This is a genomic window from Natronomonas halophila, from assembly GCF_013391085.1.
GTDB lineage: Archaea > Halobacteriota > Halobacteria > Halobacteriales > Haloarculaceae > Natronomonas > Natronomonas halophila.
In genome coordinates this window covers 490,848-503,781 of sequence record NZ_CP058334.1, presented here as the reverse complement: position 1 = coordinate 503,781, position 12,934 = coordinate 490,848, and the positions used below count along the sequence as shown (strand labels likewise).

The window sequence follows — 12,934 nt, the reverse complement described above, 5'->3', positions numbered from 1 at the left end:
GCATCAAACACACCGGAGGTGAGGCTCGATGGTAATCGCAGATCCGTCCGGTGGTAGCGGCACCGACGACACAGACGACTCCTCGAGTGAGAGCACCGGCACCAGCACCGATGCAACCGACGAGCAGACCCGAACGGAGTTCGGCGCCGGCGAAGCCCGCGACCGCCAACAGGAGACTGACACGTCAAACGCCGACACCGGTGGCGAGACTGACACCTCACGCGGTGACTACCAGGACGCCGTCGACCCGCGTCTCGACGACGGCAACGAAGAAACGGACGGTGACGCCGGCGGTGAGGGTGACACGCGCACTGAGCAAGGTGCTCGCGAGGCCCGCGAGCGCCAGCAGGACTCGACGACGCAACCCGTCGAGGACACCGACCCCGGTGGGACGCCGCCCGAGACCGGTCGCGGCGACTTCCAATCGGATGTCGATCCGCGGCTTCGCGATAACTCAGGGGAGACGGAGGAAACGCGTACCGAACGCGTCGCCGAAGCCGCTCGACAGGAACAGGCCGAGCAGACAACGCGAACCGAGGCCGAAGCCCAGCGGCTTGCGCGTGAAGAGGTCGACGAAACGCTCCAAGAAGGCCTCGAGGGCGTCGACAGTTCACCCTACCAGGAACAGGCGGCCCAGCTGGAGCAGCGAGCGATCGATGAGTTCGCCTGGGCCGACGATCCAAGCGATATAGCGATTAGGCGCCGCGGGGACGACCTCGTCGCCGTTCCGTCCCGATCGGCACGGATCGGCGCCGCGACCCAGCAGATCGAGAGCCAGATTCGAGAGCAGCGCCAGCAGGCGTGGGAGGAACGGTTCTCACAGGAGCGGGCAAGCGCTCGCGACCGCGCAACCGCGCAACTCGAAGCGCAACTGGAAGCCGAGACCGGAGTCGACCTGGAGCCCGGCGAGGACTTCGTTGTCGAGCAGACCGACGATGGCCGCTGGCAAGCCCGATTGCTCCCCGGCTACGGCAGTCGCGAACAGCGCCTCCAGCAGGCATCACAGCAGGAGGACATTTTCAGCGGCGCCGTCGAAACCGTCGAAGACGCAACCGGCCTCGAGAGCCCGGTCGAGGGCAGCGTTGTCAACCGGGCGCGCGTTCGCCGCGAGTTCGCGCAAGCGAACGACGAAGAGCAGTTCGGTGACTCGACGATTTACGTCGGCGAGTTGCTCCCGACGTCGCCGGCAGCAACGACCCAGCCCGGTCGCGGGCCGCGCGTCGAGGACGTCCTCGTTTCGGCGTCCCAGACCACCCAACAGCAGTTCTGGGAGCCGATCGCAGAGACTGCCGGCGACCTCGCTCGGACGCCGGGTGGTGCCGCGGCGTACCGCGTGACCGACCCGGTTGGGATGACCGCATCGACACCTGGCGAGCGGGAAGCTCTCGTCGAGGGCGCCGTCCAGGGCGTTGGAACGATTGCCGATCCGGCCGGCCTCACCCTTACCGTGAAGGAAGCCGCCGAGTTCGGTGGGGCGGCGGCCGCCGAGACGGCTCGCGGCGATGGCAGGGAGTTCGCTACCGAAGCCGCTGGCGCTGCTGCGCTCGCCGGCGCCGGCTTCACACAACAGGCGATGGAAGAGCCGCGGCGAACGCTCGGGCAGGTCGGAGGGAGCGTCGTCGCAAGCGGCGGCGTCATCGGTGGCGCTCGACGCATCGGCGGCGCTCGAGCTGGTCGGGCCGCCGCGTTCGGAATCCAGCCTGGCGAGGAAATCGCCATCACCGCTGCACGGTCGGGCGCTATCCCGTCCCGACTCGCCCGCGCTGTTCCAGGCGTTCGCGAGGGACATATCGACCCGCAACCCCAGCGGTTGCCGTCGGAATCCGAAGCTCCTCGAACCGACTTACCCGACGAACGGCCGGAAACACTGACCAGCGAAATGGTCGACGAGGCACAGGGCGTCACTGGCCCCTCCCGGCGGGCGCGCGCTCGACGGCGAGCCCGAGATCTCTTCGAGGGTGCTCGGGAACGCGTCGGCGGGACGAGCGTCGAGTGGCGCGCCGGCGCCGGCCTCGTCCCGCCGCGCGTCGAAACCGAGGGGCGAGCCGACACGGAGACTAACGCCGGTGACGCGCCGTTCACCGACTACGACCCGAGTCGCTCGGAAGTCCTCGAGGGTAGCCCGCGCGACCAGATGAGCGGCGACATCACTCGCCGCGCCCAACAACAGCGCGCACAAGCCACGGGCGACTACGAGGGCGCGACCGACCCGCTGGCCCCGACCGGTAGCCGCGCCAGTCGCGGCCCGCTCTTCACCGAGGACGGCGACGTCATCGGGCTCGACCCCGTTCGGCCGCGGCGAAGCGCGGCGGCCGAAGCCGCAGCGAGCGGCCGCCTGCTGACAACCCAGCAGACGGCCGCCGCCAGCGGTGGGTTGGCCGCCGCCGTCACGTACGGCGCTCGCGAACGCCTCTTCGCGGCACAGACCCCGACGGTTACCGAGACGGACGTGCTTCGCGGGCGTCCCGAACGCGTCGGGCTCGGCGCGATCACCGTGACGGGCGCCGGCACGCTGGGACTGCTCGATACCGCTTCGGAGAGCATCAGCGACTTCGAGGGCAACGTCGTCCAGACGGAGACGGGCGTCGCGACTGACCAGGAGGTCGGGACGGAGACCGAGCCGTTCGTCGAGACGGAGCCGCGTGGCGACACCCGGCAGGACGCACGGCCGGAGACGCGCCAAGAGCAGCGCTCCGAAACGCGTCAGGAGCCGCGTCTCGACACTCGGCAAGAAACCCGACAGGAGACCCGGCAGGAAACGCGGCAGGAGACGCGCCAGGAGCTTCGACAGGAGCGTCGCGCCGAGCCGTTCTTCGAGACTCGCTGGGAGTCGCGGGCTGAAAGCACGACGGTCCCGGAGGCGTCGCCGTGGGCGCTGGCGTTCGGATCGCCGACGACGGAGACGGCGCCGATGCCGGCGACTGAGTCGGTGCTGGCGCCGGGCTGGCTGCAGGAAACCGTCTTTACCGTGGCGACGACCGGCACGCAGACGCCCCGGGCGCCGTCCCAGGAGACGCTCGAAGCCCAGCCGGTGAGCCTGCGTCGGACGGGCGAGTTACCCGTCGCCCAAGCGCTCGATGACGGCTTTGCCGGTGCGTTCGCGGACGTCCAGTCGTTTTTCGACCCCGGCGCCGGTGTCGCCGGAGACCGCTCTGACACGGGTGACGCCCGGCAGCAAGACCGTCAGCGTCGTGCCGACGGGGCTTGGGATGGCGTCTTCGCTGGGTTCGATGCCGACTTCGGGTTCGGCGACGGCTTCGGCCTCGAGTTCGACGACGGGGGTTGCTATGAACCCGTTCGATTTCCCGTTCGCCCTGTTGGGGTTCTTCGGCCTCGTCGCAGTCATGCCAGCGTGGATGTTCTTCATCACGAGCTACGCACCGATGGAGAATCTGCCGACCGAGGCGCAGTTCCTCGCCCAGCTGGTCCTGCCGGCGACGGTCGCGCTCTTCGTCGTCAGCTGGCTGCAAGGAGGCTAACAGACATGACAACAAACCCAAGAGACGATACTCGCGGCGCCGTCCAACTCACCGACGTCGTCCTCACGCTGTTCGTGCTCGTCGCAACGATCTCGCTGGCACCGACGATCTATCACTTCATCGGGATGGTCAGCGCCGAGGCCGACCCCTTCAGCAGCCTGCTGCTCCAGCTGGTCGTCCCGGCGCTGTTCATCGGGCTCATCCTCAGCGTCGGCGTGTCTGCACGGAGGGGGACCTAACGATGCCGAGTGACACCCGCGGCCGCCTCACCGTGCCGGATATCGCGTTCCTCACCTTCTCGATCGCGATCGTCGCCGCGCTCTATCCCGTCTTCTGGGAGCGCCTCCAGGCGAACGTAGGTGTCATGTCAACCGGCACCGCGTATCTCTTTCAGTTGATCCTGCCGCTGGCGGTGCTCGTCCTGCTGGGCGTGATCTTCGTGAAAGCAACCGCAGGAGGTGGCTGACGATGCCGCCGCCCAACCCGTTCTCGCGCGATGAATCGCCACCGATCACCCGCGCCGGCCGGGACACGCCGGCACCCACCCATCCATGACCGACGACTCACCAACCAACGACGATCCCGACGAACTCTCGCGACGCCGCGTGCTCGCCGGCGCCGCCGGCATCGCCGCCGCCGGCGCCGCCGGATTCTACGCCGGCGCGGAAACCGTCGAGGCCGCCCCGCAGGGCGTGTTCCCAGTCGAGAGTGACGACCCGCTCGAAAAGCTTCGCGCCGACCGCATCCGACTCGTCCCCCGAACCACTGATCCATCCAGCCCGGACGCGGGTGAACTCTGGTATAACTCGGAGGCCTGACGATGGGGCGCGGCATCATCGAAGCCGAGCGATTTCGCACCGAGCGCCTTGGCCTCGCCGCGTTAACGAGCGACCCGACCGACACGCAGCCGGGCGAGGCATGGCTTCGAACCGACCTCAACGGCGCCAGTGGCGACGACCAGATCGCCACCCTCCGATTCCAGACATCCAGCGGCATCACGTCCCTCCGAGTGTTCGCGACGAGTGGCGTCCGTCCCGACGAAGCCGCCGTCTATCGAGTGTTCGTCGGCGGCGAAATCGGCGTCGTCCCGGTCCTCCCCACCGAGAACGCCCAGGCGCCGGGCGTGCGAATCCAGCACAACGGCGTGAAGGCGCTCGGACGACGTCCGGTCCAGAGCCCGGCGTTCGCGAACGCAATCCACCATTACCCGATGCATGACGGCGACGGCACGGTGTTACCGGACTATATCGGGAGCGCTGACGGCGACATCCAGGGGCCGGCGTGGACGTTCGGCACGTATCAAGCTGACTACGCGCTTGAGGGCGATGGGAGCGGCGACTACGTCACCTTCCAGGGGAACCTCTCGACGTACGGCTCCACGCTGAACGGCGAAGCCTCGTTCGCATTCACAATCGAGAACGTGTCGAGCAACGAATGGGGAGACCACATCCTCGGGGTTCGGGAAAACCCCTCGAGTGGCGAGCGATTCACGATTCGAATCGGCGACGGGCTGTTGCTCCGGTCAGGCCACCTTGGCGTGATCTTCATCGATGCATCCGGAAACCGATACATCGCTGAGACGGACACAGCCGTCGACGACGGGAGTCGGTATCGCATCGTCTTCACGAAGAGCAGTGACAGCACCGCCGACTGGACGTTCTACGTGAACACGACTACGAGCACGAACGTCCAGGAAAGCGGGACGCTCGGGACGATGAACGACTTCGCCCGAGCGCTGTATCTGTTCGCCGAACACTCCGACTACGGCGGCTACATCAACGCCATCGTCGATAACGTCGTGCTCAACGATGCTGCGGCGACAACCACCGAGATCGACGACGACTACACCCAACAGCTATGGACGTAACCACTCGGCTCAGCCAGGTACAGCTCGCGCTCCTGGTAGCCGTGCTTGTCGTGGTCGGTACTGCCGGCGCCGCCACGCTCCTGACGGCTGGCACCGGCGTGATGTTCGACCACCCGGATGGCATCAGCGTCACGCTCGACGAAGACACCGGCATCGCCGGCGACAACCCCTTCGGCACTGACGGCTCCGTCACCATCCAGAACACGACCGTCGATGGCCCTGCTGGATCATCGACGAGACTGGCCGGGCCAAGTAGCGACGCCCCGACGCTGTCAGCGATCGATTCGAACGGCGGCACGATGGAGGCGAACACCACCGGCATCCAGACCGTCGGGGTGTCAGGCGTCTCCTCGATCACCTATCGGGACGTCGACCTGCAGGACACGACGACCACCGAGTTCGACGTCGGCGGCACGGGCACGCTCTATGTCCACGGGTTCAGCGCGGGCCAGTGGATTCGCGTCAACCGAGCGAACGGCGATGACGAACTCGTTCAGGCCGGTGGGTCGGGCGTCGCGACGATCTCCATCTCGTCGGGCGCGCAACTCACGCTCGTCGAGCCGAAGGGCGGCCCGACGCTATCCGATCCCTCACCGACCAACGGCGAAGAGTTCTCCGACGTCGAGGTGAACCTCAGCGTCAACGTCACCGACCCGGACTTCGACACCACGAACGAGGAGGTCACGCTCGAATGGTACGTCGACGGGGAACTGAACGGCACGACCACCGTCACGAGCAACGGAACAGCAACCTACACCGCGACCGTCAGCGAGGGTGGCGAACACGAGTGGTACGTCGTCGCGACCGACTCGACCGGCGACACCGCACAATCAGGAAGCGATTCGAACCCCCACACGTTCGCCACGCCAGGCACGCTCTATATCCGCGAAGAGTCTGACCCGACGACGCTCATCGACGGGATCGACGTCGAGCTCCGGTTCTATTTCTCAGATGGCGAGAGCCTGATCGTCTCCCGAACTGCGACGGACGGCACCGTCAATATGACCGGGCTCCCGGCAGATCGCCCCTTCGTCGTGGTCGCCGAGGCCGACGGCTACTATCCACGCCGTATCTACAAGCAAAGCCTCGTCGAGAGCGATATCGTCTACCTGCTGAACGACACCGAGCAAGCCGTCTCGCCAACGTTCGAACTCATCGACTACTCTGGTCGGTTCGCCGATGAGGACACCGTCATGCTGATTCAGCGCGGTCTCGCGAACGAGTCCGGCGATATCGACTGGCGAACCGTCCAGGGCGACTACTTCGGCGCGAACGGCGAATTCCCAGCGCAACTACGGTACAACGTCCGGCATCGCCTCGTCCTCATCAACACGGAAACCGGCGCCCGGACGGTGAAAGGCCAGTACACGCCGACCGATGACAGCGCCCAGGAAGTCACCGTTCGGCCGGACGGCACGATCACACTCGACGAGCAAGCCGCGCTGATCACGGTCGCGCCGAGCACCAGAACGCTCCTGGAGAGCGACACCGCCGGCGTCACTGTCGACTTCGACAGCGAAACCGTCGAGATTGAGTCGTGGGACCTCACCATTCGCGCCCAGAACGAGACGAACTCGTCGACGCTCTACCAGACGAGCGGCACGGGGTCGGCAACGGTGCAGCCGGAGTTGAACCTCACCGGCTGGGGCGGCGGGAACGTCACCGTCGAGGCGACCGCGTCGCTGTCGAACGGCGAGACGATCGAGGAATCGATCACGTTCGCCGTGCGGACGACCTACGACAACGAGTACGCGCTCTTGCCCGTCCTCGCGGACGTCCCAGCCCACCTTCCGAGCGGTGGCGGTGGCGCACTGACGTTCCTCGCGATGCTCGTCACCGTCTTTGGGAGCGCCGCTGTCGCTTCGACGACCGCTTCAACCGAAGTCGTCGGCCTCACGGCGGTCGGCTTCATCGGCGGGTTCTACGTCATCGGCTGGGTGTCTGAAAGCCTCATGTTCATCACAGTCATCGCGTTCGTCGCAATCGCGGCCACACGGAGGGGACTCTAACTATGCGCTTCAGCAACGTCATCATGGCATACTTCGTCATCGGCGCGGTCATGTGGGGCGGTGGCGCCATCGCCTGGACCGACGCCGGCGTCGCCGAACTGTTCGTCGACAATCCTGACGGAGACGAGGCATCGGCTAACAGCGAAACCGCACAAGCCCTCGAGGAGATCTCCGGGCCGATCAAGCAAGCCGCCTCGACGATCGGCGGCGCCGGCCTGCTGGCCGTCCTGGGACTGTTGACCAGCCTCTTCGGCTATCTCTTCTGGCCGCTCACCACGCTGATCGGGCTCGGCGCGCCACTGGAAATCTCGCTCCTGTTCGGTGGGAGTCTGACCTGCGCGTTCTACGTCTCGCTCATCCGCGTCATCAGGGGGTCCGCATAACCCATGTCCACGACCACGACCACGACACCGACGACGGCTGCGCTGGCTACCGACCGCCGCGTTCACGCACTTGTGATCGCCATGCTGCTGGTCGTCGGGGGCATCGGCAGCATCGCATTCGCAGGCGTCGCGAGCGCGCAGACCAACGAGACGGCGACCGAGAGCCTCGACGAAAAAGCGCCGTACTACGCCGACAACACCACCCAGGTGGACAACGAGTCGTGGATGGCCGGCAACGAGAACGCGACGCTCGAGAGCTTCGTGACGATGCTCTCTCGCCTCGGGACGTTCGTTATCGGCGAGCCGCCGGACGATAACGGTCCCGGCGGCGCCATTATCGTCGGCCTCATCGTTGCCGGCACCATCGGCTCGACGTTCATCCGTGCCGGCCCTGGCCCCGTGGGTGGCGCCGTGATTGGGCTGGTCGCCCTCGCCGGCGTCACCGCCGTCGGGCTCGCACCCGTCTGGCTGATGGGCGTCTCACTGTTCGGGCTCGGGCTCGTCCTCACATCCGTCATCATCGGGGTGTTACGATGATGCTCGAAGTCGCCCTCTCCAGCGGGCTGGTCGAGACCGTCCAAGGGCCGCCGTGGCTCGCCAACGTGCTTTATGACCCGCCGCGATGGCTATACGTCGCCTGCACTGTCGCGACGCTCGCGATGGGCTTGCTGTTATCCGGGCTCGCCGTCCACGTCGGCATGGACAAAGAGATCGTCGTCGAGATGGCCACCAACGCCAGCATTGTCGCCTGCATCGGCGTTGCGACGCGCCTCAGCACCGTTTTCCTCACCCAACCCTACGTCGTCGACGTCGGACTCGGCTTCATCGTCGGCGCTGCTGTCAGCCTCGGCCTGGTGAAACCCGCCCTCAGATCTGCCTTTGGCCTCGACGCCAACGCCGAGACCGAGCAGGGGACGGACAGCGCTGGCACGGCGTAAGCGGGCTCACACACCTCGGGTAGGAACTATCCTTACAACATGAGTTGCTACTTCAGTTGAGCCATATGCTCATCGAGCGCGCTTCAACGGGTAGAGGCGAGTCCGCGTGTCCGAGGACCTACTCACGACGCTTATCGTCGCCGTCATCATCATGTCCGTCCTTGGGGCCGTCCTTGGCGGCGGACTCTTCGCCAGCGCCGCGCTCGAAGACCAACAGCAGGACGTCGAGATGCTCGACGGCGGCGGCACCCTAGAAAACACGCGGACGGGCGATATCACGAACATCTCGGCGAACAGCACGCTCGGCGACGCCGTCTACCTGACCGGCGCGAGCGACTCGCAAGTCAGCGCCGACCTCGACGTCACCCTCGGCGACAACTGGAGCGCCTGCACCTACAGTACTGCCGACAGCACCGTCGTCGACAACGGCTCGACGCGCGCACTGCTGGCCGTCGAGACCGACCGCTACGAGATCGTGCTCACGTACAACGACTCGGCGAGCACGTACGAGGGCTACTACTACGACGCCGCCAGTCGCGCCTCGCACACCGCCGCGGTCGCGGCGCCAGACCCGACGAACCGGACGCTCGTCTGTGCGAACCGGAACGCCACCAGCGAGACGTTCACCGTCAGTCGGAACACGACCGTCGGCACGGCGACCAACACCAGCAGTCAGACCGTCGCCGATCGGCCCAGCGCGCAGAACTGGCACGGCACCCTCGAGGAGACGCGGCTGTACCCGGCGGTGCTGACCAACAGCCAGCGAAGCGAGTGGGTCGCCGAGCCCGTGCTGAGCGTCGAAGGCACCGCGCCCGACGCACGCATCATGTACGATACGCGCGACCGCTCAGCGGCGAGCGTCCCCGTCTACTTCGGCGGTGGCGAGGCGTCGCTGCAGAACGCGAGTTTCGTGAACGGCAGCAGCGGGCCGCCGCTTGAGGAAGGCGAGGACTACGAGCTCGCCGGCCCCATCACGCAGTTCATGACGGACCACGAAATCGTCGCCCTGGACGGCGGTGTGCTGACCGGCCACGGTGACGTGATCTTCGTGACCTACGACGTCGAGTCGGGCTCGGCATGGTTCGTCCGGCTTGGGTTTGCGCTGTTCATCTTCGGCGTGCTGGCCGGGGCTGTGTTCTCGCAACTGGATTAACACCACGATGACCACCAATGACCGACACATCAGACGACGACGGACGAAGCGTACTCGGAAGCAAGCACACGCGGCGCGGCGTCCTCGCGGGGCTCGCGGGCGGCAGCGTCATCGGAATGGTGATCGCCGCCAACAGCGACGCCAGCGGCTCGCTGGAGGCTGGTAGCATGCTCGAGGAACCGCACCAGATCACCGACGGCTTGTTCAAAGGGCCGGAAGGCGCGGTAAACAGCACGCCGTACGATGTCGAGCCGAATGTTGAACGGTACTATGTCGCTGTCGACACCCAGACCGAGTGGTATGCCGACGGTGACACCTGGACGAAGCTGGGCCACGGCTCCCCCGAGAGCAAGATTCCAGAGCAGCACGTCGAATCGCACTATACAGACAAACAATCTATCGGATCGGTGAAGATCGCTGTCCTTAGTGACACGCACTACAACGAGGAAGGCGGCACAGCCAACGACGACATTCCCGGATCGAGTGGCTGGAAGTCTAATCTCGACATCGTCATCGACGAGATCAATGCCTGGAATCCCGATGTTGTAATCCATAATGGCGACCTCATCAAAGGCAATAAGGAATCAAAATCCACCCTCCAATATTACGTCTCGACGGCGATCGACTACATCGAAAATAGCGGCGGCAGCGACGGGGCGGGGTTAAACGCCCCAGTCCACTACTCCCAAGGAAACCACGAATACAAGCAGGCAGGTAGTTATGGCGCTGACTGGTCGTACGAGCCATACGGCTATTCTGGCGATTCTGATACGTGGTACGTCGAGGAGTACAAAAACGTCGACCTCATCGTTCTCAATACCGCGTATTCAACCACCGATGACGCCAACGATCACGAGATACCGCAGGGCTGTATCGACTTCCTCCGATCGCATCTCAACTCCTCCCGCCGCCCGAAGATTGTGTTTACGCATCAGCCCCTAACGTACACCACTGGGCTGGCCTACGACGAGACGGTCAATATGGACGAGGTTCGAGACCTTCTCAACGAGGACCCATCCGTCCATGCCGTGATTTACGGACACGTCCATCACGCGACCGATTCCTCGAGCGGGCTCGGGTCGTGGGACTCGATAAAACAGTCGATCGGACCTGGAAAAGAACATCCGGGCTGGTGGCACGTCCCGCATCCACACCATCTCGACTATGATACCTCGAAACATCCCTGGATGAAAATCGAGTTGACAGGGAGTTACAGCCGCGTTACTGGCCGGATTCAGGCCGCCTATGATAGCAGCACGTTCCCGACCGAGTGGAATTTGGGCGGTCAGACACAGATGTTCGGCGGGCGTGTCCCCCACGATCTCCAGCTTCCGCTGGGTAAATCGATATATTTCGACGACATGTCTGACATCGCCCGAATGAGAGTCGACGAGTCGAATAACCAGCTCCAACTGGCAGCAGACCCGGCTGGAAAAATCAAAGAGCTTCTGCTAACGATTGCTGGCTCAGGTGGCGATGACCTGTTGGTCAATCAAAATGAGGTCAGTATCGAAACCCGGGTTAACCACAATGAAAATGAGGTGGTTAAAGAAAAGAGCCAACAACTGTTCCCTCAGTCGGCCGCAGCAAGCACATACGACGCCAACTTTGCGGTCGCAGACGGGGCGAACTGGGACCCTGCCGGGACCGGGAACGCGGCACTCGTCGCCTACGGCCCCGGTGGGTCGTGGGAAGTGATACACGAGTTCTCCGGTGGATTTTGATTTTACACGGTCCGGTCGGGCGGATTGGCACGTCGACGAAGCAGTCTAATGCAGAGTATTATTTATTCATTCGCTGTGCAATGGCCGTACTTGTGGTACATAACCGTCTCCCGGTCATCGGTTTTATACGATTCTCCACATCGGCTACAGATTAACTTATTGTGCATATTATGACTAGCACCACCTACCAAATAAAAGTAAACTACATGCTTTTTATAGAGGCGATTGAACGATACCGAAAATGGAAGCACTCCGTGTAGGGCTGATGGTTGGGTCTGGGAACGTTGGTGGGGCGCCAACCCGATATTTCCATAATTTAGTACGACATTTGCAAAACGACGACCGTATAGAAGCCATTGTCTACTGTCGAGGCGATCCTAAAGACGTGTTCGGTCCTGATACCGATGGCCGACAACTACCGGACAAATCGATTCCACCTCGCTGGCATACCAAAATCAACGCCGATGAGTTGGATCTTCTTCATCTCGGGTGTAACGAGTTGTTTGGTGAATATCCTGCTTATCGGACCGACGTGCCCGTTGTCGCCACCAGCCACGGTGTGGAGCATTGGAATACTGAACTGCCAGATGAAGTGAACGTTTCTGGGCGGTTAAAATGGCGGCTACGCATACAGGACGTATTGCGAGCACTCACCTTGGACCGGGTCTTTTGTGTTAGTGAGTACGTTGCAGAGACGCTTCGGTCTCAGATTCCATTTGGCAACTCACGGTTGAGGGCAACGTACGAAGCTATTGATGATGTGTATTACACCCTCCCAAAGCAAAACCGACCGGAGGGAGCCCCAGAGCAGTATATGCTCCACGTCGCAACTGATCCAGGAATCAAAAATACGGAAACTGCTATCAAAGCGGCCCAATCGTGTGCAGCAGACCTCCCACTCTATATCGCTGGCGTGACGCGAGAGGACCTTCCAGCATCAACCAGCGGTAATGTCCATACGCTTGGGTTCCTCAAACCCAGCGAACTCGTGACTTGGTACGATAATGCAGCGTGCCTCATCCATCCCTCGTTTCACGAAACCTTTGGTCGACCGATTGTCGAAGCCATGACAAGGAAAACGCCAGTCGTCGCATCAGACTTGTGTGCGATTCCAGAGATTTCAAACGGCGCCGCGCTTTTAATAAACGATCCGACCGATGTCCCGAAATTTGCAGATGCGCTTGATAAAATTGTCTCAGATGAAATGGTTCGGTCGGAATTGGTTAAGAAGGGAGAAAAGCAAGCTAACAAATTTACATGGGAAAATCATCTTAACACGATTATTTCGGAGTACCGGGGCTTGCACGCCGAGCAATCTTGAGAATGCACAGCAACGCTGGTCCACCAGCGTACTTCTGAAATAAAACCCGTCCTAGCGTTT

At 63.3% G+C, this 12,934-nt stretch carries 11 protein-coding genes; all 11 read left to right on the top strand.

All coding sequences use genetic code 11. From position 1 onward, the window contains the following. Positions 1 to 28: 28 nt before the first annotated feature. The 11 genes from HWV23_RS02715 (at position 29) to HWV23_RS02665 (ending at position 12,874) form a co-directional block, all read left to right on the top strand. Positions 29 to 3,718 (top strand): midas domain-containing protein, encoded by a 3,690-nt coding sequence (locus HWV23_RS02715; protein WP_178288914.1) that lies wholly within the window; start codon positions 29 to 31, stop codon positions 3,716 to 3,718. A gap of 2 nt (positions 3,719 to 3,720) precedes the next feature. After that, positions 3,721 to 3,945, top strand: coding sequence for a hypothetical protein (locus tag HWV23_RS02710; RefSeq protein ID WP_178288880.1), 225 nt, complete (start codon positions 3,721 to 3,723; stop codon positions 3,943 to 3,945). An 85-nt stretch (positions 3,946 to 4,030) separates the two neighbouring features. Then, positions 4,031 to 4,297, top strand: a complete 267-nt coding sequence (locus HWV23_RS02705) for a hypothetical protein (protein ID WP_178288879.1) — start codon at positions 4,031 to 4,033, stop codon at positions 4,295 to 4,297. A gap of 2 nt (positions 4,298 to 4,299) precedes the next feature. Then, positions 4,300 to 5,346 carry a hypothetical protein gene (locus HWV23_RS02700; RefSeq protein ID WP_178288878.1) on the top strand — a complete coding sequence of 349 codons (1,047 nt, stop codon included), beginning with the start codon at positions 4,300 to 4,302 and terminating at the stop codon, positions 5,344 to 5,346. Beyond that, on the top strand, positions 5,337 to 7,355 hold the full coding sequence (locus tag HWV23_RS02695; RefSeq protein ID WP_178288877.1) for a hypothetical protein: 2,019 nt from the start codon (positions 5,337 to 5,339) through the stop codon (positions 7,353 to 7,355). Before HWV23_RS02700 ends, HWV23_RS02695 begins: the two co-directional genes overlap by 10 nt. A gap of 2 nt (positions 7,356 to 7,357) precedes the next feature. Beyond that, complete coding sequence (locus tag HWV23_RS02690) at positions 7,358 to 7,738, top strand: hypothetical protein (protein ID WP_178288876.1); 381 nt, start codon at positions 7,358 to 7,360, stop codon at positions 7,736 to 7,738. 3 nt (positions 7,739 to 7,741) lie between these two features. Beyond that, the gene (locus HWV23_RS02685; protein WP_178288875.1) at positions 7,742 to 8,275 is read left to right on the top strand and encodes a hypothetical protein; all 534 of its coding nucleotides are present in this window, start codon (positions 7,742 to 7,744) and stop codon (positions 8,273 to 8,275) included. Further along, the gene (locus tag HWV23_RS02680; RefSeq protein ID WP_178288874.1) at positions 8,272 to 8,676 is read left to right on the top strand and encodes a hypothetical protein; all 405 of its coding nucleotides are present in this window, start codon (positions 8,272 to 8,274) and stop codon (positions 8,674 to 8,676) included. Before HWV23_RS02685 ends, HWV23_RS02680 begins: the two co-directional genes overlap by 4 nt. Positions 8,677 to 8,782: 106 nt before the next feature. Then, a complete protein-coding gene (locus tag HWV23_RS02675) occupies positions 8,783 to 9,829 on the top strand; it encodes a hypothetical protein (protein ID WP_178288873.1) in 1,047 nt (348 codons plus the stop codon). 17 nt (positions 9,830 to 9,846) lie between these two features. Then, positions 9,847 to 11,553 (top strand): metallophosphoesterase family protein, encoded by a 1,707-nt coding sequence (locus HWV23_RS02670; RefSeq protein ID WP_178288872.1) that lies wholly within the window; start codon positions 9,847 to 9,849, stop codon positions 11,551 to 11,553. A gap of 241 nt (positions 11,554 to 11,794) precedes the next feature. After that, positions 11,795 to 12,874: a glycosyltransferase family 4 protein gene (locus tag HWV23_RS02665; protein ID WP_178288871.1), complete on the top strand. Its 1,080-nt coding sequence runs from the start codon at positions 11,795 to 11,797 to the stop codon at positions 12,872 to 12,874. The last annotated feature ends 60 nt before the right edge of the window (positions 12,875 to 12,934 follow it).

Excerpts from the sequence above, each read along its gene's own strand:
- HWV23_RS02715 (WP_178288914.1), top strand. The coding sequence starts at position 29 with ATGGTAATCGCAGATCCGTCCGGTGGTAGCGGCACCGACGACACAGAC.
- HWV23_RS02710 (WP_178288880.1), top strand. The coding sequence starts at position 3,721 with ATGCCGAGTGACACCCGCGGCCGCCTCACCGTGCCGGATATCGCGTTC.
- HWV23_RS02705 (WP_178288879.1), top strand. The coding sequence starts at position 4,031 with ATGACCGACGACTCACCAACCAACGACGATCCCGACGAACTCTCGCGA.
- HWV23_RS02700 (WP_178288878.1), top strand. The coding sequence starts at position 4,300 with ATGGGGCGCGGCATCATCGAAGCCGAGCGATTTCGCACCGAGCGCCTT.
- HWV23_RS02695 (WP_178288877.1), top strand. The coding sequence starts at position 5,337 with ATGGACGTAACCACTCGGCTCAGCCAGGTACAGCTCGCGCTCCTGGTA.
- HWV23_RS02690 (WP_178288876.1), top strand. The coding sequence starts at position 7,358 with ATGCGCTTCAGCAACGTCATCATGGCATACTTCGTCATCGGCGCGGTC.
- HWV23_RS02685 (WP_178288875.1), top strand. The coding sequence starts at position 7,742 with ATGTCCACGACCACGACCACGACACCGACGACGGCTGCGCTGGCTACC.
- HWV23_RS02680 (WP_178288874.1), top strand. The coding sequence starts at position 8,272 with ATGATGCTCGAAGTCGCCCTCTCCAGCGGGCTGGTCGAGACCGTCCAA.
- HWV23_RS02670 (WP_178288872.1), top strand. The coding sequence starts at position 9,847 with ATGACCGACACATCAGACGACGACGGACGAAGCGTACTCGGAAGCAAG.
- HWV23_RS02665 (WP_178288871.1), top strand. The coding sequence starts at position 11,795 with ATGGAAGCACTCCGTGTAGGGCTGATGGTTGGGTCTGGGAACGTTGGT.